This is a genomic window from Edaphovirga cremea (assembly GCF_003332275.1).
GTDB lineage: Bacteria > Pseudomonadota > Gammaproteobacteria > Enterobacterales > Enterobacteriaceae > Edaphovirga > Edaphovirga cremea.
This window is the reverse complement of sequence record NZ_QOVA01000014.1, coordinates 47,908-68,929: the sequence shown is the minus strand read 5'-3', so window position 1 is coordinate 68,929 and position 21,022 is coordinate 47,908. Positions and strand designations below refer to the sequence as shown.

Sequence of the window (21,022 nt, the reverse complement as noted above, 5' to 3'; positions counted from 1 at the left end):
AGTGCAGCAGTTAGTCCGAACTATCGCCCTTGCGTATAGCAACCTGCCGAGACCCCACCGCGTTATGCTGGGGTCCCTTACTGTAGTGACACTGGCCGTTGCTGTCTGGCGGCCATTCGTTTATCACCCAGAACAAAACCCCGTAGTCAAGAATATCGAGCTGGATACTGCCCAGCTTCGCTCCCTTTTACCGGAAGCGAGTGAACCGATTGACCAACCCGCGCCTGAAGATGATATCCCACAAGATGAAATTGATCAGAAAGTGGCAGGTGAGGAAGGCGTACATGAATACGTTGTCTCCACCGGTGATACTCTCAGCAGCATTCTTACCCAGTACGGCATTGATATGTCAGATGTGTCGGTGCTGGCGCAACAAAATAGTGAACTGCGGAACCTGAAAATCGGTCAGCAACTCTCCTGGACGTTAAACGATGCGGGCGAACTGCAACGCCTGACGTGGGAGATGTCGCGCCGTGAAACCCGTACTTACGATCGCACCGCCAATGGTTTCAAAGCCACCGTGCAAACCCAGCAGGGCGAATGGCGTAACAGCGTTCTGACAGGTAAGCTTGATGGCAGTTTCTTAGGCAGCGCAAAAGCCGCAGGATTAACCACTGCCGAGATCAATTCCGTGATCAAAGCGCTGCAATGGCAACTGGATTTCCGCAAGCTGAAAAAGGGCGATCAGTTTTCTGTACTGATGTCCCGTGAGCAGTTGGACGGTAAAAACGAACAAAGCCAACTGCTGGGCGTACGCATGCGCAGCAATGGCAAGGATTACTACGCGATCCGGGCGGAAGACGGTAAATTCTACGACCGCCAGGCGTCAGGTCTCGCTCGCGGCTTTATGCGTTTCCCGACGATCAAACAGTTCCGCGTTTCATCCAATTTTAACCCCCGTCGCCTCAATCCGGTAACCGGCCGCATTGCCCCACATAAAGGGGTCGATTTTGCTATGCCTGTCGGTACGCCAGTGCTGGCTGTGGGTGATGGTGAGGTGATGATCGCCAAGCCGAGCGGACCAGCAGGTAACTATGTTGCTATCCGCCATGGTCGCCAATATATGACTCGCTATATGCACCTGAAAAAGTTGCTGGTTAAGCCGGGGCAAAAAGTGAAACGTGGCGATCGTATTGCGCTCTCGGGTAATACGGGGCGTTCGACCGGTCCGCATCTGCATTTCGAAATGTGGATCAACCAGCAGGCTGTGAACCCGGTGACGGCAAAATTGCCGCGTTCGGAAGGTCTGTCTGGCAAAGATCGCAGTGACTATCTGGCGACGGTGAAAGAGGTCATTCCTCAGTTGCAGTTGGATTAGTCTGGTGACACTAAATTTGGAGATACGCTGTAACTGACCAAGTTGGTTACGGTGTTTCTTTCGCTATGCTTTTGATCATTAATTGCAAAATAATTCTCTGCAATTATCATTAGCCGATTGATAGTTCTTAGAGTTAACGCATGCAAACTGAGAAAAAAGCACCAGTCGAGTTTATTCCGCAGTTTCAAAAGTCCTTCTATCACCCGCGCTATTGGGGCATTTGGTTGGGCACAGGCCTTATGGCTGCAATGGGATATGTTCCTGCACGGATCCGCGATCCTTTTCTGGGCAGCGTGGGCCGTCTGGCAGGAAAATTAGCCAAAAGTGCCCGACGTCGGGCGCAAATCAATCTGCTTTACTGCATGCCAGATGTGGCGGAAAGCGAACGCGAAAAGATCATCGATCAGATGTTTGCCACCGCCGCACAGTCCATGGTGTTGATGGCTGAACTCGCCTGCCGTAAGCCTGCGCAATTCAGCTCCCGCGTACGCTGGCATGGGGAGGAGATTCTTCAGCCTTTCAAGGAGCAGGGCAAAAATGTCATTTTGCTGGTGCCGCACGGCTGGGCCATCGATATCCCTGCGATGCTGCTGGCTTCCCGTGGGCAGAACGTTGCCGCGATGTTCCACAATCAAAGTAACCCGCTGGTCGATTATTTATGGAATGCCGTTCGTCTTCGTTACGGCGGCAGATTGCACGCCCGTAATGACGGCATTAAACCGTTCATCAGTTCCGTGCGCCAGGGTTACTGGGGATATTATCTTCCGGATGAGGATCACGGCGCAGAGCACAGTGAGTTCGTTGACTTTTTTGCCACCTACAAAGCCACCTTGCCTGCGCTTGGCCGGCTGACGAAAGTCTGCCGAGCCACGATCATCCCGCTATTTCCGGTGTATAACACCAAAGAGAGTCGGCTGGATATTTTCATTCGCCCCCCTATGGACGATTTGATTGACGCTGATGACCATACCATTGCCCGGCGGATGAACGAAGAGGTCGAACTATTGGTAGGCCCGAATCCTGAGCAATATGCCTGGATCCTGAAACTGCTGAAAACGCGTAAGCCGGGAGAAATTGAACCCTATTCCCGCGATGAGCTTTATCCCCGGAAAAAATAACTCAGGTGCCGGAAGATTATCTTCCGGCACCGTCAGTTTTACTCAACCATTCATTTGATCAGTCGGGCGTTTACGCAGAAAAAGTACCATCAACCACAACCAGATTAGCCCCGATGCCAAGGCAAACAGATTAAAAAATCCACTGCCAGCAGCAAAGTAAATCAGTTTGGCTATCTCTATACCGGCAACGAAAACGGCAATAGTGATCATGCCAAGCGCAGCTGCAACGGTACCTTTTCCCAGAGGACTGGCAAATAATGTCAGTCGATAGAGCCCAGCGTTGATAAGACCGGTTCCAAAGGCGTAAAGTGTGAGGCCCGCAGTCGTCCAGATCCACGCATTTTCAGCGATGAGTGTGGCAGTCGCGGCGATCAACAGCCCCAGTAGAATCGGCGGGGCACCGAACCATAAAGGTTTTTCAATCGTCACTTTGCCGCTGATATAGCTCAGCACCAAATTACCGGCAATCAAGCCAACAAAAATAGGCACTTGCCACATACCGTATTGCAATGGCGTCAGCCCCTGATCCTTGATAAGGATTACCGGGGACTGTGCGACCCAGGCCAGTAGTGGCAGGGCAGAAAACGCGATCGCCAGAGAACCATAGATAAATTTCCGATTGCTGAATACCAGACGATAATCAGCCAGCAGTCGTTGCATGGAAAATCGGCTTCCATCCCGTGGTGCCGTTTCTGGCATGGCTTTCCACAAACCCCACAGTGATAATGCTGACAACAGGGCAAAAAGAGCAAACATCGCTTTCCACGGTGCAATGTGAATAAAGGCGGCCCCGGCAACCGGTCCTAACAGGGGAGCCAGCAAGGCAACATTCGCCATCAATGCCATCATTTTGATACTTAGCGTTTCATTGAACGCCTCCTGAATGGTGGCATATCCCACGGCACCGATAAAACAGATACTCATGCCCTGAAGAAAACGCATCAGGATAAATTGCTCAATGGACTGCACCAGTAACATCGCCAGACAGGTGATGACAAACATTGCGACTCCGGACAGCATCACCGGACGGCGACCAAGGCGATCGGAAAGCGGGCCAAGCAGCCATTGCAACATCACGCCACCGCTGAGATAGGCGGTCAGTGACGCCGGAACCCATTGCGCACTGGCTCCGAAATCCTCAACTACCTGCAACATCCCCGGTTGAATCATATCGTGAGCGATATACGTGGCGAATTCGAAAAGAACCAGAGACAGTGGAAACAGAATATGCCTTCGCGTAAGCTGCCCGATCGGTTGGAAGACTGACGACATTAACAATGACTCCAATAAAAACAGCTAAATAGCAGGGCTAAGAACGATAGCGCGGCCCGATGGAGACCGCGTAAAATGATCGTGAATACTTAGTGTCGTTTACTTTTTTGGCTTCCATTGAGCGATAGGATTCACTAAGGTTCCGGCAAATTTGAGGTTTTGCGCGGGATCGCTGAGATTGATCATCTGCTGGTTATTCGCCAGTTGCAGACGGTTCAGGCATGAGTGGCTAAATTCAGCGGTAAACAGATCGTAGCGTTCAAATTTGCTCGTTAACTCGGGATGTTTTTGAATATACTCTGAAATATTTTCCGCCACAAGTTGCCAGAAATGCGCCTGGGGGAAGTCACTTTGCTCAGTGAGAATCCGCCCCATGAAACGGAAAAAACAGGCGAAAACGTCGGTGAAGATAGATAACACTTTCAGGTGCTCAGGAACATCAACCGCAATACGCCGCGCTTTCTCAGGTAAATTTGCATCAGGATTTAACACCGCAATCTCTTCGGCAATATCTTTCATGTAGGCTTTTACCGGCACATTATTCTCAAATTGCAGAATGAGGTTTTCGCCGTGCGGCATAAACACCAAATCGTAATGATAGAAACTGTGAATTAACGGGCTGAGATAGCAGCGGAGATACGCTTTCAGCCAGGCTTCGGTACTGAGCCCGGAAGAGGTGATCATTGCCGGGAGAAGCGCCTGTCCTTCATTGTCGATGTGCAAGAGCGAGGCCATGGTCATCAGGCGTTGGTTAGCTTTCAGGTTTACCGTTGGATTGTCGCGCCACAGGGCGGCAAACATCTTTTTGTACGCGCTATCGCCCACAATGGCCCGTTCAAAATAGCTGTTGCGATACCCGAGTGATGCCACTTCCCGCAGAATGCTAAAACCACACTGTTGCAAATAGGGATCCTGTTCAACCAGTTCTGCCAGCCATTCGTTAATCCCCGGTGTGGTCGCCATGTAATAGGGCGACAGTCCGCGCATACAGCCCATATTCAGAATCGATAGCGCCGTTTTCACATAGCGGTGTTGTGGCTGACTGATGTTGAAAAATGTACGGATAGATTGTTGGGCCAAATAATCGTCTTCACCTTCGCCAAGATAGACCAAATGCTGCGCCGCAATATCCGGCGCAAAGACAGTCAGCAATTTATTCTGCCATTGCCATGGATGAACCGGCATAAAGAAGTAGCGTTGTGGATTAACGCCAATCTGCTGCAATTTCTGGGTGAAATGGTCGATTTGCGTCTGACCGATCTCTTCGCGCATCAGTTGCTGATAACCAAGACCTGCAATACTGGCAAAGGTCGCTTTGGAATCATGCACCGCAACCCAAACCAATTTCACCGGCGACGCGGCTTCTGGCGCATAGCGCTGATAGTCCGCAGCATCAAAACCGATGCGACCATTGTTGGCGACGAAGCAGGGATGTCCTTCGCTCATGGTCGTTTCAACGGTCTGAAAGTCAGCCTCGGTGAGTTGCTGTGCGTTGGGGGCGTTCTTGGCCAATTTGAACGCGCTGCCATACAGCGTACTGGTAATTTCCTCCATGTACGTCGGTAGCAGGTGGGCAGGAATACCCACTTGCTGGGTAAATTCGATAATGAATTGCAATGCATCCAAAGGTTCGTGATGGCCGTTATTCAGTTTGCACAGTGAGGACAGGTCGATCAGCCAATCATTCAACGGCAGATTTTGCGCCCGGAAGCGGTATTCCACCTCACTTTCTGGTACAGGCAAACGGTAATGGGTCCAGTTCTGCGAGGAATATTCAGCAATGGGATCTATCAGTCTTTCGTGAGCGAATTCGGCCAGCGCTTTTCGCAGTAGTAGCGCATTCGCTTTGCTCCACAATTCGGATTGCAGATGGTGGCCGGTTTGCATTTCATTGTTTGGTTTTATTCCAATGTTTGATTTTAGTTCGTTAACGGGTTTTATTTCGATAACTGATCGCATGGGGGCATTCTCCAGGGAAAGTGGGCGTTCTCTTTGATAGTCCTCACGCTGGCAGAAGGCCAGCCAGGCGGTTTTATGAGGTAAATCGACGGTGTGCTGATAGATAAATCCGGCTCTTTTATTTAGCCGATGAATTTTTTCGTTGCGGACATCCGGTTCAACGACGACGCGGGTCACCTGCGGCAGGCTGAACATGTAATCCATAACTGTGGTGAACACCTGCCAGCTAAAACCTGCGACGGGCACGGTGGCGGGAGCGATCAGCAGATGCATTCCGTAGTCGCCGGGTAACGCCTGATAATATTCACCAATGGCATCGTGTTGCGCGTGGTAGAACTCCATCAGAAACGCCGGGCTGCCGTTGCACTCGCCGATTAACGCGGCGAGCGGATCGTCAGCAAGTAATTTGCGATAGGTACTTTCGACTTCCTCACGCGAGCTATCGAGCATTCCCCAAAAGCGTGCGTAGGATTGTGTCATCCATTGATGCAGAAAAATGGCATCGTCGGGCAGTTGCAACCGACGCAGGGTGAATACGCCTGCGGCGTCATCGCGACTGAAAAGCGGGGTGGTCGGTTTCATGAATTGAGCCCCATGGCGCAGAATGTCTGAAACGCGATTTTTTCTTCAATGGGATAGACGGCATAACCGAGCATTTCCCGAATGATGGTGCTGTTTCGGTAACAGGCCATGCCCAAGTCCGGCGTGACAAAACCGTGGGTGTGAAGTTCGGCGTTCTGCACGAAAATCTGGTTATGCGCGTCAATGCTGTAGTTTCGTTTTACATCGTAACGACCATTTTCATCCCACTGAATACGCGAACTGATGCCTTCCAGAAAAGAGGGCGGCTGGTAGCTATAACCCGTGGCGAGTATCAGCGACTCGGTGCGGTGAACATAGCGCTGTTGCTGTTCCTGCTGAATCAGCGTCATTTCCAGTTCACCGTGTTTTGACGTCAGATCGGTCAACTCGGAATGGGTGTAGAGATTGACGTCTAATTCACCATCCAATTGCTTGGTATACATCAGGTCGTAAATATCATTGATCAAGCTGATATTGATGCCTTTGTATAATCCTTTTTGCTCGCGATTCAGTTGATTACGCTTTTCCGTTGGCAATTGGTGGAAATAGTCGATGTACTCTGGTGAGGTCATTTCCAGCGTCAGTTTGCTGTATTCCAGCGGGTAGAAACGCGGCGCACGGGTGATCCAGTTCAGTTGATAACCGTGCTTATCGATATCCGACAGCAGATCGTAATAGATCTCGGCGGCGCTCTGTCCGCTGCCCAAAACGGTAATAGAGCGTGTGCGCTGCAATTGGTCTTTATGTTGCAGATAGGTTGACGAGTGCTGCACTTTTTCGGCCAGTTTTCGGCTGCAAGGCGGAACCCAGGGAGACGGGCCGGTGCCGAGAATCAGTCGGCGCGTATTGTAAATCTGCGGATCCCCACTGCGGGTATTCCGGCAATGCACTTGATAATACTGGTGCGCATCGCTGTAACTGATGTATTCGACGCGGGTGCTGAATTGAAGATTAGGCAGCGTTTCGCTGGCCCACTGGCAATATTGATTAAACTCTTTGCGCATCATGAAGAAGTTTTCACGAATATAGAAAGAGTAGAGTTTTCCCTTTTGCTTCAGATAGTTCAGAAAACTATACGGGCTGGTGGGATCGGCCAGCGTGACCAGATCAGCCATGAACGGGGTTTGCAGCATGGCGCTTTCCAGCATCATGCCGGTATGCCAGTCGAAGCGTTCATTCTGATCGAGGAATAACCCATCGAGTTCCTGAATGGGGGCGGTCAGGCAGGCGAGACCCAAATTAAATGGGCCGATACCTATGGCGATAAAGTCGTATGTTTTGCTGTTCATGGCAATATCCGGGAAATTATTGATTGGCGGCGTTGAGATAAGAGGCAGTCAGTTTCTGTCCGTAATGGACGATCAGATCGATGACTTCTTCGATTTCAGCCAGAGTGGTGGCTGGATTGAGCAGAGTGAATTTCAGGTACTGCTGCTGATTGAATTTTGTTCCGGCAATGACGGCATTTCCTTCCCTGAAGATTAATTTGCGGATTTCAGCATTAATCGCATCGACTTTTTCGTCTGACAGTAACTGCTTAGGCACAAAGCGGAATACCTGGGTACTTAGCTCCGGCTGATGCAATACATCGATCAGGGGATGTTGTGACAGCCGCTGATGGGTCTGCCCGGCCAGATTGAGCAGGGTGTCAAACGCTGCACCTAATTGCTGCTGACCCATCAGGCGTAGCGTCAGCCACATTTTCAGTGCATCAAAACGTTTGGTGGTTTGAATGCTTTTATTCACCAGATTTGGCGTGCCTTCAAGTTTGGCACTGAGCGGATTCAGGTAATCGGCATGACAGGTAACGTGCTCCAGATGGCAATTGTTCCGCACGAAAAAGGCACCGCAACTGACGGGTTGGAAAAATGATTTGTGATAGTCGACCGTGACGGAATCCGCATGCTCAATCCCGGCAATCCGCGCTTTGTGTTGCAGGGAGATCAATAGACCGCAACCATATGCCGCATCAACGTGCATCCAGATATTATTTTGCTGGCAAATATGCGCGATCTCACTAAGTGGATCGATACTGCCAAAATCTGTGGTACCTGCGGTTGCCACGATGGCGATAGGTATCAGGTTTGCTGCCCGACAGCGCTCGATTTCGTCATTCAATGCCGTGACATCCATGCGGAATGCGTTGTCACACGCAACAGGAATTACTGCGTCATACCCCAACCCGAGCAACGCGGCTGATTTTTGAATACTGAAATGACTGACCTGAGAGGTGAATATCCGCCAACGATTGGCATCACCCGGTAATCCCTGATACTTGATATTATGATCGCGATAGGTGCGTTTACAGTAACTGTCGCGAGCCAGCAGCATCGCCATCAGATTCGACTGCGTTCCGCCACTGGTAAAGATGCCATCAGCATCGGCGCCGAGTTTGATTTCATTCAGTGTCCAGTCAATGACTTTTTGTTCGATCAGCGTTGCACCCGCACTTTGATCCCAGGTATCAACGGAAGAATTGATTGCGCTGATGAAGAGTTCGGCCAACTGGGCTGGCAGCACGGTAGGGCAGTTGAGATGTGCCAGATATTTCGGATGATGGAAATAGACTGCATCACGCAGATAGAGTTGATCCAATTCCTCCAATACCCGGTCAATATTAAACAGGGGCTGGGTCAAATCAACGTGCTTGAATTGAGCTGCCAATTCCGCAGGTAAAATCCCAGAGAAAGGTTTCTCCTGGGTGGTAATTCGCTGCTTAATAACAGACATCCCTTTTTCAATATACTCTTGCCAGAGTTCGGTGCTATGTTGATTGAAAATAGCGCGGGTGGTCTCATTGTCGTGCTCAATTTCCGAGATTTTTTCTGCTGCTGAGGAATGCCATAATGAATGCATGGTGATGAATGCCTTATTTAATTGATTGATGAATTTCAAACGTAACTTTTAGACACAACGCTTCCTCTGAAATCATCAGACGTGTTAATGGGTATCGAGTCGTCCCGTCTATTCGAGTAGACGTGGAAAGGGCGTTAAGAGAGCATCCTTGCTTTTTTTATGTTCAATTATATCAAATATGCCACATTAAATTCTGCATGTTAGTCTTTATGATGAATGATTAGATGTTCACTGTTACGGATTTATTATAAATGCAAATCATTATCATTCAATATCTTGAATGAAGTTAAGTTGCATTAATCAATTTGCAGCTGATAAATGTGATTTGAATCACGTTTTAACCTGGGGTTTTATTATGCTTCCATTTCTGCAATCGGAGAGATCTGTTTTCTATAGTGATAATGGTTTCTAAAAAGTAAATTAAAATACTTTTTCAGTTATATAATTCATTAATAATGATAAGGCTATGCTGAAAATAATTAAAACAATAACCTGCGTGACTTGTTCAATTGAAGATAAAACAGGGAATACCAGTATTAAAATAAAGGAATAAAAAAGGCCAGCAATTATGCTGGCCTGAATTTTTTGTAAATAACAATCGCTGTGACGGTTATTTACTCTACACGCGTTCTTTATTCCACTCGCAAGATACGACAGGTATTTGTGGTACCTACCGTACTCATGATGTCACCCTGCGTAACCAGAACCAGATCGCCTGAAACCAGGAAACCTTTGTCGCGCAGCAAGTTGACCGCTTCTGCGGCAGCCGAAACACCTTCGCCGTGACCGTCATAAGAGACTGGGGTGACGCCACGGTAGAGGGCTGTCAGATTCAACGTATGTTCATGGCGAGACATGGCGAAAATAGGCAGGCCAGAACTGATGCGGGACATCATCAGGGCAGTGCGGCCAGACTCAGTCATGGAGATAATGGCGGTGACCCCTTTCAGGTGGTTTGCCGCATACATCGTTGACATGGCGATCGCTTCTTCGATGTTGTCGAACTCCGCATCGAGGCGATGTTTGGACACATTTATGCTGGGGATCTTTTCAGCGCCAAGGCACACACGCGCCATGGCTGCGACCGTTTCAGCCGGATATTGCCCAGCAGCAGTTTCCGCTGACAGCATCACCGCATCCGTACCATCCAGTACGGCGTTGGCAACGTCCATGACTTCAGCACGGGTTGGCATTGGGTTGGTGATCATCGACTCCATCATCTGGGTCGCGGTGATCACTGCACGGTTAAGTTTACGTGCACGACGAATCAGTTTCTTCTGGATACCGACCAGTTCCGGGTCACCAATCTCAACACCCAGGTCACCACGGGCAACCATCACCACGTCAGACGCGAGAATGATGTCATCCATTGCTTCGTCAGACGCCACGGCTTCAGCACGTTCGACCTTGGCAACAATCTTGGCATTACAGCCAGCATCACGCGCCAGACGACGGGCATAATGCAAATCTTCGCCGGTACGCGGGAAAGAGATCGCCAGATAGTCAACGCCAATTTTCGCGGCGGTAATGATGTCGGCTTTATCTTTTTCCGTCAGGGCTTCGGCAGAGAGACCCCCACCCAGTTTATTGATGCCTTTGTTGTTGGACAACGGGCCACCAACGGTCACTTCTGTGAAGACTTTCATCCCCTGAACTTCGATTATTTTCAGCTGAACACGGCCATCGTCGAGAAGCAGCACATCGCCGGGAACCACATCCGCAGGCAAACCCTTATAGTCGATGCCCACTTTCTCTTTATCGCCTTCGCCTTTCGACAAATTGGCGTCCAGTACGAATTTATCGCCGACGTTAAGGAAAATTTTACCTTCCTTGAAGGTAGAAACCCGAATCTTCGGCCCTTGCAGATCGCCAAGGATGGCGACGTGCCTGCCGAGTTTGGCAGCAATTTCGCGCACTTTATTGGCACGTAAAATCTGATCTTCCGCAGTACCGTGAGAAAAGTTGAGGCGCACGACGTTGGCGCCTGCGGCAATAATTTTTTCCAGATTATTGTCGCGATCTGTAGCCGGACCCAAGGTGGTAACAATCTTGGTTCTTCTGAGCCGTCTGGACATGTATTACTCCGTTGACTTGTGAAGCATTGGTGTTGCTAAAACGAGGGTAACGAAACCATGCTGTGAATTGTAACTTTACAACAAAAAAGTTTCACCGTGTTTACCCGCATGAGCGTCATTTCTCCTGCGAATATTCTGCTTGCCTAAGCAGGTGCGCTTATCGGCACCTGTACCGCATTTTTTGTTCCGTTAATGCGTTACTCAAAGCGTCCTGAAGAAATGACTCCCTTATCAAACCGGGATTCCCTCAACGCTTCTTTGACCCGCTTCAAGTTATCTCTGAATTTTGCGCCCCGGCGCAAAGTAAATCCGGTTGCCAGTACATCAATCAGCGTAAGTTGGGCAATTCGCGACACCATGGGCATATAGACATCGGTGTCTTCCGGCACATCCAGCAGCAGGGACAGGGTAGCTTCCTGCGCCAGTGGCGTATCCCGGGACGTAATTGCGATCACGGTAGCGTCATTTTCCCGCGCCAAATGCGCCAGCTCGACCAGATTCTTGGTGCGGCCCGTATGGGAAATCAACACTACCACGTCCCCTTCGCCGGAATTCATACAACTCATGCGCTGCATGACAATATCATCGAAATAGACGATAGGAATGTTAAAGCGAAAAAATTTATTCATCGCGTCATGGGCAACTGCCGCAGAAGCACCCAAACCAAAGAAGGAGATTTTTTTCGCCTGGGTCAGGAGATCGACCGCGCGGTTGATGGAGGGGATATCCAACGTTGCCTTGACCTGATCGAGACTGGCCATCACCGATTCAAAGATTTTGTGGGTGTAAGCGTCCACGCTGTCTTCTTCTTCAACATTACGGTTAACATAAGGTGTGCCGTTAGCCAGACTTTGCGCCAGGTGCAACTTGAAATCTGGAAAACCCTTGGTATCAAGGCGACGGCAGAAGCGATTAACGGTAGGTTCACTGACATCCGCCATTCTGGCGAGGGTGGCAATGCTGGAGTGAATAGCGGTTTGCGGGGAAGCGAGAATCACTTCGGCGACTTTGCGTTCAGATTTGCTCAGGAGCTCCAGATGGGTCTGGATTTTTTCCAGCGTATTCATAATGCGAAGATCACTCATGGGTTTTGTCGATTTCAACCAAAGGGGAAATCAATACCGGTTTAATGAAAATATACTACGTGCCGTAAACCGTTGGCAGTGGCTGTCCGCGCTAATTCTGGCTTTTTTCGCCAGAGTTTGAGCTGTGTCTAACTTTCAGTATGGTAAATAGATGCCAAAAACGTTAGAAAATTACATGATAGAAGGGCCGGAGAGTTCGCTTTTTGTTCGACCTGTCGTTGCGTTTGATTTTCAGGCTGTTTTCAACATCATCAAACCGGGTTTACGGGTATGTGTTAAACAGAGTACATTATTCATGTAAGAAAATTACAATATCCTGCAACGAGGAGATGAACATGGCGGTAACCTCTACAGCCCAGGCATGTGACCTGGTCATTTTCGGCGCCAAAGGCGATCTGGCGCGCCGGAAACTGCTGCCTTCCCTATACCAGTTGGAAAAAGCCGGTCACATCCATCCAGATACCAAAATTATTGGTGTGGGTCGTGCTGAGTGGGATAAGGAGTCGTACACCAAGGTGGTTAAGGAAGCCCTTGATACCTTCATGAAGGAAAAGATCGACCCCGAGCTGTGGAAAACCCTCAGTGCGCGCCTCGACTTCTGTAATCTTGATGTCAACGACAGCGAACATTTCTCACGATTGGGCAATATGCTCGATCAGGAAAAACGGACCACCATTAACTATTTTGCCATGCCGCCAAATACCTTTGGCGCGATCTGCCGTGGGTTGGGCGAGGCCGGGCTGAATAAACAGCCTGCGCGCGTGGTCATGGAAAAACCGCTGGGAACCGATCTCGAATCATCCCAGGTGATTAATAATCAGGTGGCGGAGTTCTTTGAAGAATGTCAGGTTTACCGTATCGACCACTATCTCGGTAAGGAAACGGTTCTCAATCTATTGGCACTGCGTTTTGCCAACTCGCTGTTTGCGACCAACTGGGACAACCGCACCATTGATCATGTGCAGATTACCGTCGCAGAAGAGGTCGGGATTGAAGGGCGTTGGGGCTACTTTGATAAAGCGGGCCAGATGCGCGACATGATTCAGAACCATCTATTGCAAATTCTGACGATGATCGCGATGTCACCACCGGCCGATCTGACGACTGACCGCATCCGTGATGAGAAAGTGAAAGTTCTGCGTTCACTGCGCCGGATTGATCACACCAACGTGCGTGAAACGACCGTTCGTGGTCAATACACGGCGGGTTTTGTGCAGGGTAAAAAAGTGCCAGGCTACCTGGATGAAGAGGGTGCCAATAAATCCAGCAACACGGAAACCTTTGTTTCCATCCGCGTGGATATCGATAACTGGCAGTGGGCTGGTGTACCTTTCTATCTACGTACCGGCAAGCGTTTGCCAACCAAATGTTCAGAAGTGGTGGTTTACTTCAAAAATCCATCACTGAATCTGTTCCGCGACTCTTATCAGCAGTTACCGCAGAACAAGTTAACTATTCGTTTGCAACCTGATGAAGGCATTGATATTCAGGTTCTGAATAAAGTACCGGGTCTTGAGCACAAACACCGTTTGCAAACCACCAAGCTTGATCTCAGTTTCTCTGAAACGTTCAATGAGCAGCACATTGCCGATGCCTATGAACGCCTGCTGCTTGAAACCATGCGTGGCATTCAGGCGCTGTTTGTTCGTCGTGATGAAGTTGAAGAGGCCTGGAAGTGGGTTGACTCTATTGTTGAGGCCTGGTCTGCCGATAACGATGCACCAAAGCCCTACCAATCAGGCACCTGGGGGCCAGTGGCCTCGGTGGCAATGATTACCCGTGATGGCCGTTCATGGAACGAGTTTGAATAAGGGGCAGGCAATGGCTAATTTCGTTGAGTTTTCCGGTGCTGCGGCACTGAACCAGAATTTTGCAAAAAAAATTGCTGACAGTCTGCGGCAGGGGATCATCGATAATGGCCGTGCGGGTCTGGTGGTTTCTGGGGGCAGGACACCGTTGGGGCTGTTTGAACAGCTTACCCAGCAGGAACTTGACTGGAGCCACGTCGTTATCACACTGGCGGACGAACGCTGGGTTGAACCGGACAATGCGTCCAGCAATGAAAAACTGGTGCGCAAAAACCTGCTGAAGGGACATGCCGCCAAAGCCCGGTTTATTCCGTTGAAAAATAGCCAGTCCACGCCGTTTGACGGTGAGGAACTGACTGAGCAGGCCCTGAGCAAGTTTCCATGGCCTGCCGATGTGGTGATTCTGGGAATGGGGGATGACGGGCATACCGCGTCACTATTTCCGGGGGCCACAAATCTTAATCCGGCGCTGGCGCTGGATTCAGGGCGTCTGTGTATGGGAATGACGCCGCTGACTGCGCCGTTGGATCGCATCACCCTGACACTGCCAGCATTGCTGGACAGCCGTCATATCTATTTGCATTTGGTCGGAGACAGCAAGCGGGATGTGTATGAGCAGGCTGCGCAAGGTACGGATGTGAATGAAATGCCGGTCAGGGCGGTGTTGGGACAACAAAAAACGCCGGTAGACGTTTACTGGACAGTCTGATTCCGGGCTGCCGGTAACGCCACCAGGAGTTGGCAGAGCGCAAGCTCACTGACATAAAAGTGTATGGCAAACGGTGCGGTCGGACGCCTGTGATGTTTTGTTGCAGGCCCCTGTGGCAGGGGCGCGCCATATATTACTACGTGCCTTATGGCGCGATTGGAGACAACTGATGAAAAACTGGAAAACCAGCGCGGAACAGATCCTGAAAACAGGACCCGTAGTGCCGGTCATTGTCATTAACAAACTCGAGCATGCTGTTCCCCTGGCCAAGGCGTTGGTTGCGGGCGGAGTGCGGGTGTTGGAAGTGACTCTGCGTACCCCTTGTGCGATGGATGCCATCAGGGCGATCGCCAAAGAAGTGCCGGAGGCAATTATCGGCGCAGGCACGGTGATCAATCCTGAACAATTGGAAGAAGTTGTGGCGGCGGGTGCACAATTTGCGATCAGTCCGGGTCTGACCGAGCCGTTATTGAAAGCAGCCAGTGAAGGTTCTATCCCTTTGATTCCAGGGATCAGCACGGTGTCAGAACTGATGCTGGGTATGGATTATGGTTTGCGTGAGTTCAAATTTTTCCCTGCGGAAGCCAACGGTGGGGTTAAAGCCCTGCAAGCGATCGCCGGCCCATTCTCCCAGGTACGTTTCTGCCCAACTGGCGGGATCACGCCAAACAACTACCGCGATTACCTGGCGCTGAAAAGCGTATTGTGTATCGGTGGTTCATGGTTGGTGCCTGCTGATGCGCTGGAAAGTGGCGATTACGCCCGTATCACCGAACTGGCTCGCGAAGCCGTTGCCGGTGCGACAGCCTGATCTGATAAGCGCTTGAATCTGCGATAAATATCGCGATATTTGACATCAATAAAGCCGCTCCGTACAGAGTGGCTTTATTTTTTTACAGTGAGCTAACGTTTTAAAATAACAGCTTTTTTTTCTATAATTAACAAAAAATACCGGTTTGCTAAACATATTGGCCTGTGGTACAACTATTGGCGTTACTTATGAATATAACGAGGACAAAGAACAAATCGCACACCCGTGCGGCTGAAGATGGGAAATCCTATGATGACAACAAACCGAGCCACCTCAAAAACCACGACTTGTCTGCTTTTTATCTCGACGATTCTTGCCAGTGAGCATCACTGGTGCAGTGAGCTATAGCGTCTCTCCCTCATAACCGGCAGCGTGGAATGTCTGCGTAATCCGGGCAAAATAATAAAAAAAATTTTCCTCAGGCTTCGTACCAGAACCTGTCAGAGCGCTTGTACGCTGAATTTGGCGTATTCGATCGACAGGAGATGTAGTGAAACACGCCTTGGGGATGATATGAACCTGTAGTGGAGAGAAAAGATGATTTATTGGATTTTTTTGGGTCTGGCCATTGTGGCTGAGATCGTAGGTACCTTATCCATGAAATATGCCAGTCTGACCGGGGGAATGACCGGGCATTTGGTGATGTACGTGATGATCACCGGCTCGTATATTTTGTTGTCGCTGGCGGTCAAGCGCGTGGCGTTGGGTGTGGCATACGCCTTGTGGGAAGGGATTGGTATCGTGTTTATTACTTTGTTCAGCGTAATAGGATTCGGTGAATCCATTTCTTTGATGAAAGTAATAGGTTTGGTTACACTAATTGCCGGGATCATGCTGGTGAAGTCTGGCATACGTAAAAAAACAGCGGAGAAAATGCCTCAGGAAAAGAAGGTGTTAAGGCCATTGCCGGGTGAACATCATGCAACCGCTTGATTGGTATCATATCGCGTTTCTTACATTGGCCATTGTTCTGGAAATTATCGCGAATATCCTGTTGAAAAAGTCTGATGGCTTTCGTCGAAAAAAGATCGGGATTCTGTCACTGCTTGCAGTACTCGGTGCCTTCAGCGCGCTGGCTCAGGCGGTGAAAGGAATAGACCTGTCGGTGGCTTATGCCTTATGGGGCGGTTTTGGTATCGCGGCGACCGTTGCGGCAGGCTGGATACTGTTCGGTCAGCGCCTTAACAAGAAAGGCTGGATCGGGCTGGCATTACTGCTTGGCGGCATGGTGCTTATCAAACTCGCCTGATGATTGAATTCTGATCATGAAATTGTCCGGGAGCAGATGCCTCCCGGACAAATATTTCTTACGGATAAAGATGCCTTCCAGACAAAGATGCTTTCCAGACAAAAACACTGGCACTTAACGTGCTGCGACAATCTTGATCTCAACTTTATATTTAGGGTTCATCAACACGGCCTGAACGGTGCAGCGGACCGGCGCATTGCCCGCAACGACCCAGGCATCCCAGGCGCTGTTCATGGCGGCGAAATCCCGCACATCGGCCAGGAAAATCGTGGCATCCAGTATGCGGCTCTTATCGGAACCGACGCGCGCCAACAAAATATCAATCGCAGCCAACGCGTTGGCAGTCTGACGTGTGGCGTCATCATCAAGGTTTTCCGGAACACTGGTATAATAAATAGTGTCGTTGAAAATCGTAGCTTCCGACCAGCGCTGTTCTGGGTCAATTCTTTCAACAAACATGATTTTTCTCCTTAATCGCCATAGTTTTCAGTTAACTGACACAGGGTACCACAGTCGTGGGAAACAAGTGTGTGGTAGGCAGAGACAAGGATTGGCATAATCGGCCCTGAATTTTCCCGTTAGAGAGACAGTGTGACAGACGATTTCGCAACAGATGGCGCGTTAGCGCAACATATCAGCGGGTTTAAACCGCGTGAACCTCAGCGCCAGATGGCGGCCGCGGTCTCTCAGGCCATCAGCGATAAACAGGCTTTAGTGGTTGAAGCCGGAACCGGAACCGGTAAAACCTATGCCTATCTGGCGCCCGCACTGCGCGCCGACTGTAAAGTGATCATTTCTACGGGATCCAAAGCCTTGCAGGATCAACTCTTTGCCCGCGATCTTCCCACGGTGTCCAAGGCATTGAAGTACAAAGGCAAGATCGCGCTGTTGAAAGGGCGATCAAATTATCTCTGCCTCGAAAGGCTGGAACAGCAATCTCTGGCGGGTGGGGAACTGACCGGGCATACGCTGGTCGATTTGGTGCATCTTCGTCGCTGGGCATCGGTGACGGAAGAGGGTGATGTCAGCAACTGTACGGATGTTGCTGAAGACAGTTTTGTCTGGCCGCTGGTGACCAGCACCAACGACAACTGTCTTGGCAGTGACTGCCCGCTCTATAAAGAGTGTTTTGTGGTAAAAGCACGCCGCCGTGCGATGGATGCCGATGTGGTGGTGGTCAACCATCATCTGTTTATGGCGGATATGGTGGTGAAAGAGAGCGGTTTTGGTGAATTGATCCCACAAGCAGACGTGATGATCTTCGATGAGGCGCATCAAATTCCAGATATCGCCAGTCAGTATTTCGGTCAGCAACTCTCTAGCCGCCAACTGCTTGATTTGGCAAAAGACATCACCATTGCCTATCGAACCGAGGTTCGCGATTCGGCACAACTGCAAAAGAGCGCCGACCGCCTGACACAAAGTACGCAGGATTTCCGTTTAGCGTTGGGCGAACCCGGTTTTCGCGGCAATCTGCGGGATGTATTGCAGCAACCGATGATACAACGTGCACTCTTGTTATTGGATGATGCGCTGGAACTCTGTTACGACGTCGTAAAACTTTCGCTGGGGCGTTCGGCACTGCTTGATGCCGCATTTGAACGGGCCACTCTCTATCGCAATCGTCTTAAGCGCCTGAAAGAAGTCACTCTGCCCGGTTACAGCTATTGGTATGAATGCAACTCGCGTCACTTTGTATTGGCGCTGACGCCACTTTCAGTCGCAGATAAATTCAGCGAAATGATGGCTGACAAGCCGGGCACCTGGATTTTTACTTCCGCCACGTTATCGGTGAACGATCAACTTGAACATTTCACCCGGCGCATCGGACTGGACAAAGCGAAAACGCTGCTCTTGCCGAGTCCCTTCGACTATGCGCGTCAGGCATTGCTTTGCGTTCCCCGCTTCTTGCCCTCGCCGAATCAACCGGGAGGCGCGCGGCAGTTGGCGCGCATGTTGCGTCCGTTAATCGAAGCCAACAAAGGGCGCTGTTTTTTTCTCTGTACCTCGCACCAGATGGTTCGTGATCTGGCGGAGGAGTTTCGTGCCAGTTTGACCTTGCCGGTGCTGGTTCAGGGAGAAACGAGCAAAGGGCAGTTGCTGGCGCAGTTTGTTGAGGCCGGTAACGCGTTGCTGGTCGCTACCAGCAGCTTTTGGGAAGGCGTGGACGTGCGTGGTGAAGCGCTGTCCTGTGTGATTATCGATAAACTGCCCTTTACCGCACCTGACGATCCATTACTCAAGGCGCGCATCGAAGATTGCAAACTTCGTGGTGGCGATCCGTTCAATGAAGTTCAACTCCCGGAAGCGGTCATTACCCTTAAGCAGGGCGTGGGTCGATTGATCCGTGATACCGACGATCGTGGCGTGCTGGTAATTTGTGATAACCGCCTGGTCATGAGGCCGTATGGTGCGGTTTTCCTTAATAGCTTACCTCCGACACCGAGAACCAGGGATTTGACGCAAGCCATCGATTTTCTAAAACGGAGCGAGTAGCAGAAAACACTGGCGGGGTGTGATATGATTCGCGCCCTGTATTGAAATTACTCTCTTTTTCCCGCCTGAGGTTTGGCATGTCAACGCGAATTTTAGCGATCGATACGGCGACAGAAGCCTGTTCTGTTGCTATCTGGAATCAAGGCGAAACGCTCGCACATTTCGAACTTTGCGCCCGAGAACACACGCAGCGCATTCTGCCGATGATCAAGCAGATCCTTTCTGAATCAGGCCTGTCTTTATCACAGTTGGATGCCCTGGCTTTTGGCCGTGGTCCCGGCAGCTTTACCGGTGTGCGCATCGGTATTGGCATTGCACAGGGCCTGGCGTTGGGTGCCGATCTGCCGATGATCGGCATTTCGACGTTGCAGACCATGGCGCAGGGCGCCTGGCGTGTGGCGGGGGCCGATCGGGTTCTGGCGGCTATTGACGCACGTATGGGCGAAGTATACTGGGGGCAGTTTGAACGCCAGCCCGACGGTCAGTGGTTGGGTGCAGACAGTGAAGCCGTATTGAAACCGGATCAGGCCATGGTCAGGGCGCAAACGCTCACGGGGCGCTGGGCTACCGTGGGAACTGGCTGGCAAACCTATCCGGATCTTGTCTCCGGGGCTGACTTCGCGCTTTTTGACGGTGAAATCCAATTGCCGCATGCAGAAGATATGTTGCCGCTCGCGCTCCATGCCTGGCAAAATGGCCAGAGTGTGGCCGTTGAGCATGCGGAACCCACGTATCTGCGGAACGAAGTTACCTGGAAAAAACTGCCTGGACGCGCATAGCAGCAACTTCTATACCTTAAGAGCCAATCCCAGTAGGCGTTATTGTTGCAGACAGTTTGAACACGGACAGTGCGCAAGACCTGGAGCGTACACGCAGTACGTGAGGAGTCTGAGCACTGCCCAGGTTCAAAATGACCAATAAAATAGCCCTAATGGGATAGGCTCTAAGTAATTCGAGTTGCCGTCTGCCTGCACCTTGAAGGAATTAAGGTATAGTTACTGCTATGGTCAAAGGATCAGTCATAAAGCGGAGAAATGGCGTATGCGTAAGCAGTCATTGAAAAATAAGCCGTCGTTAAAGCGCTACCTCGCAGTAGGTCTGATTGCCGTAGGCAGTCTGATGCTGGCGGGTTGTGTTACCGTGCCGGATTCAATTCGGGGTACAACGGAGACCCCACAAATGAATCTGCAGTCTGTACAGAATGCACCGCAGATCTTCGTTGGGCAAGAGGCGCGTTTTGGCGGTACGGTGGTAAATATGGTCAATGAAAAAGACCGGACCAGACTGGAAATTGCCACGGTGCCCTTGGATTCCGGCGCAAGGCCCATTCTTGGGGAACCGTCCCAAGGCAGGGTGATCGCTTTTGTAAACGGTTTTATTGATCCCATAGATTATCGCGGGCAGTTGATTACGGTGGTAGGGCCGATAACCGGCAGTGAGCCCGGCAAGATTGGCATGACACCGTATAACTTTGTTGTCATGCAAGCCAATAGCTACAAACGCTGGCGGATTACACAGCAGGTAGTAATGCCTCCAGGACCACCGATGGGACCTTGGGGATGGGGCGGTTATGGCTCAGGCTGGGGACCCGGTTTCGGTGGCGGCTGGGGCTGGTACGATCGCGGCCCGGCACAGGTACAAAATGTTGTAACAGAATAATGTCGTATTTATCTGACTCACGAAG

The 21,022-nt window shown here is 50.5% G+C and carries 17 protein-coding genes; 10 read left to right on the top strand and 7 right to left on the bottom strand.

Going from position 1 to position 21,022, the window contains the following annotated elements; translation table 11 throughout:
* Position 1 precedes the first annotated feature (1 nt).
* Both mepM and lpxM read left to right on the top strand, forming a co-directional pair.
* The gene (gene mepM, locus DRI82_RS17130; protein WP_114195123.1) at positions 2-1,318 is read left to right on the top strand and encodes a murein DD-endopeptidase MepM; all 1,317 of its coding nucleotides are present in this window, start codon (positions 2-4) and stop codon (positions 1,316-1,318) included.
* A gap of 140 nt (positions 1,319-1,458) precedes the next feature.
* Entirely contained in the window at positions 1,459-2,436 is a 978-nt protein-coding gene (gene lpxM, locus DRI82_RS17125) for a lauroyl-Kdo(2)-lipid IV(A) myristoyltransferase (RefSeq protein WP_114195122.1), read from the top strand.
* A 42-nt stretch (positions 2,437-2,478) separates the two neighbouring features.
* Here lpxM and DRI82_RS17120 read toward each other — a convergent pair whose 3' ends face one another.
* The 6 genes from DRI82_RS17120 to DRI82_RS17095 form a co-directional block, all read right to left on the bottom strand.
* Positions 2,479-3,708, bottom strand: a complete 1,230-nt coding sequence (locus tag DRI82_RS17120) for an MFS transporter (protein ID WP_114195121.1) — start codon at positions 3,706-3,708, stop codon at positions 2,479-2,481.
* A gap of 99 nt (positions 3,709-3,807) precedes the next feature.
* The gene (locus DRI82_RS17115; protein WP_114195120.1) at positions 3,808-6,249 is read right to left on the bottom strand and encodes a GNAT family N-acetyltransferase; all 2,442 of its coding nucleotides are present in this window, start codon (positions 6,247-6,249) and stop codon (positions 3,808-3,810) included.
* Positions 6,246-7,538, bottom strand: a complete 1,293-nt coding sequence (locus DRI82_RS17110; RefSeq protein ID WP_114195119.1) for a lysine N(6)-hydroxylase/L-ornithine N(5)-oxygenase family protein — start codon at positions 7,536-7,538, stop codon at positions 6,246-6,248. Before DRI82_RS17110 ends, DRI82_RS17115 begins: the two co-directional genes overlap by 4 nt.
* Before the next feature lie 16 nt (positions 7,539-7,554).
* A complete protein-coding gene (locus DRI82_RS17105) occupies positions 7,555-9,105 on the bottom strand; it encodes a pyridoxal phosphate-dependent decarboxylase family protein (RefSeq protein ID WP_114195154.1) in 1,551 nt (516 codons plus the stop codon).
* 632 nt (positions 9,106-9,737) lie between these two features.
* Positions 9,738-11,180: a pyruvate kinase gene (gene pyk, locus DRI82_RS17100; RefSeq protein ID WP_114195118.1), complete on the bottom strand. Its 1,443-nt coding sequence runs from the start codon at positions 11,178-11,180 to the stop codon at positions 9,738-9,740.
* A 197-nt stretch (positions 11,181-11,377) separates the two neighbouring features.
* Positions 11,378-12,247, bottom strand: a complete 870-nt coding sequence (locus DRI82_RS17095) for a MurR/RpiR family transcriptional regulator (RefSeq protein ID WP_114195117.1) — start codon at positions 12,245-12,247, stop codon at positions 11,378-11,380.
* A gap of 353 nt (positions 12,248-12,600) precedes the next feature.
* Between DRI82_RS17095 and zwf the strand changes: the two genes are divergently transcribed.
* The 5 genes from zwf (at position 12,601) to mdtI (ending at position 16,842) form a co-directional block, all read left to right on the top strand.
* Complete coding sequence (gene zwf, locus DRI82_RS17090) at positions 12,601-14,076, top strand: glucose-6-phosphate dehydrogenase (RefSeq protein WP_114195116.1); 1,476 nt, start codon at positions 12,601-12,603, stop codon at positions 14,074-14,076.
* 10 nt (positions 14,077-14,086) lie between these two features.
* Positions 14,087-14,782, top strand: coding sequence for a 6-phosphogluconolactonase (gene pgl, locus DRI82_RS17085; protein ID WP_114195115.1), 696 nt, complete (start codon positions 14,087-14,089; stop codon positions 14,780-14,782).
* A gap of 169 nt (positions 14,783-14,951) precedes the next feature.
* Positions 14,952-15,593 (top strand): bifunctional 4-hydroxy-2-oxoglutarate aldolase/2-dehydro-3-deoxy-phosphogluconate aldolase, encoded by a 642-nt coding sequence (locus tag DRI82_RS17080; protein WP_114195114.1) that lies wholly within the window; start codon positions 14,952-14,954, stop codon positions 15,591-15,593.
* A 537-nt stretch (positions 15,594-16,130) separates the two neighbouring features.
* The gene (gene mdtJ / locus DRI82_RS17075) at positions 16,131-16,526 is read left to right on the top strand and encodes a multidrug/spermidine efflux SMR transporter subunit MdtJ (RefSeq protein ID WP_114195113.1); all 396 of its coding nucleotides are present in this window, start codon (positions 16,131-16,133) and stop codon (positions 16,524-16,526) included.
* Entirely contained in the window at positions 16,513-16,842 is a 330-nt protein-coding gene (mdtI, locus tag DRI82_RS17070; RefSeq protein ID WP_114195112.1) for a multidrug/spermidine efflux SMR transporter subunit MdtI, read from the top strand. Before mdtJ ends, mdtI begins: the two co-directional genes overlap by 14 nt.
* Positions 16,843-16,956: 114 nt before the next feature.
* On the opposite strand, the gene DRI82_RS17065 is transcribed toward mdtI, so the two are convergent.
* Positions 16,957-17,301, bottom strand: coding sequence for a RidA family protein (locus DRI82_RS17065; RefSeq protein ID WP_114195111.1), 345 nt, complete (start codon positions 17,299-17,301; stop codon positions 16,957-16,959).
* 132 nt (positions 17,302-17,433) lie between these two features.
* Between DRI82_RS17065 and yoaA the strand changes: the two genes are divergently transcribed.
* From yoaA to DRI82_RS17045, 3 genes are all read left to right on the top strand, one after another.
* Positions 17,434-19,338 carry a DNA repair helicase YoaA gene (yoaA, locus tag DRI82_RS17060; RefSeq protein WP_114195110.1) on the top strand — a complete coding sequence of 635 codons (1,905 nt, stop codon included), beginning with the start codon at positions 17,434-17,436 and terminating at the stop codon, positions 19,336-19,338.
* Between the two features lie 77 nt (positions 19,339-19,415).
* Positions 19,416-20,117, top strand: coding sequence for a tRNA (adenosine(37)-N6)-threonylcarbamoyltransferase complex dimerization subunit type 1 TsaB (gene tsaB / locus DRI82_RS17055; protein WP_114195109.1), 702 nt, complete (start codon positions 19,416-19,418; stop codon positions 20,115-20,117).
* A gap of 262 nt (positions 20,118-20,379) precedes the next feature.
* A complete protein-coding gene (locus DRI82_RS17045) occupies positions 20,380-20,997 on the top strand; it encodes a Slp family lipoprotein (RefSeq protein ID WP_114195107.1) in 618 nt (205 codons plus the stop codon).
* Positions 20,998-21,022 lie beyond the last annotated feature (25 nt).

Coding starts and splice junctions, on each gene's coding strand:
- lpxM (WP_114195122.1), top strand. CDS start 1,459: ATGCAAACTGAGAAAAAAGCACCAGTCGAGTTTATTCCGCAGTTTCAA.
- DRI82_RS17120 (WP_114195121.1), bottom strand. CDS start 3,708: ATGTCGTCAGTCTTCCAACCGATCGGGCAGCTTACGCGAAGGCATATT.
- DRI82_RS17115 (WP_114195120.1), bottom strand. CDS start 6,249: ATGAAACCGACCACCCCGCTTTTCAGTCGCGATGACGCCGCAGGCGTA.
- DRI82_RS17110 (WP_114195119.1), bottom strand. CDS start 7,538: ATGAACAGCAAAACATACGACTTTATCGCCATAGGTATCGGCCCATTT.
- DRI82_RS17105 (WP_114195154.1), bottom strand. CDS start 9,105: ATGCATTCATTATGGCATTCCTCAGCAGCAGAAAAAATCTCGGAAATT.
- pyk (WP_114195118.1), bottom strand. CDS start 11,180: ATGTCCAGACGGCTCAGAAGAACCAAGATTGTTACCACCTTGGGTCCG.
- DRI82_RS17095 (WP_114195117.1), bottom strand. CDS start 12,247: ATGAATACGCTGGAAAAAATCCAGACCCATCTGGAGCTCCTGAGCAAA.
- zwf (WP_114195116.1), top strand. CDS start 12,601: ATGGCGGTAACCTCTACAGCCCAGGCATGTGACCTGGTCATTTTCGGC.
- pgl (WP_114195115.1), top strand. CDS start 14,087: ATGGCTAATTTCGTTGAGTTTTCCGGTGCTGCGGCACTGAACCAGAAT.
- DRI82_RS17080 (WP_114195114.1), top strand. CDS start 14,952: ATGAAAAACTGGAAAACCAGCGCGGAACAGATCCTGAAAACAGGACCC.
- mdtJ (WP_114195113.1), top strand. CDS start 16,131: ATGATTTATTGGATTTTTTTGGGTCTGGCCATTGTGGCTGAGATCGTA.
- mdtI (WP_114195112.1), top strand. CDS start 16,513: ATGCAACCGCTTGATTGGTATCATATCGCGTTTCTTACATTGGCCATT.
- DRI82_RS17065 (WP_114195111.1), bottom strand. CDS start 17,301: ATGTTTGTTGAAAGAATTGACCCAGAACAGCGCTGGTCGGAAGCTACG.
- tsaB (WP_114195109.1), top strand. CDS start 19,416: ATGTCAACGCGAATTTTAGCGATCGATACGGCGACAGAAGCCTGTTCT.
- DRI82_RS17045 (WP_114195107.1), top strand. CDS start 20,380: ATGCGTAAGCAGTCATTGAAAAATAAGCCGTCGTTAAAGCGCTACCTC.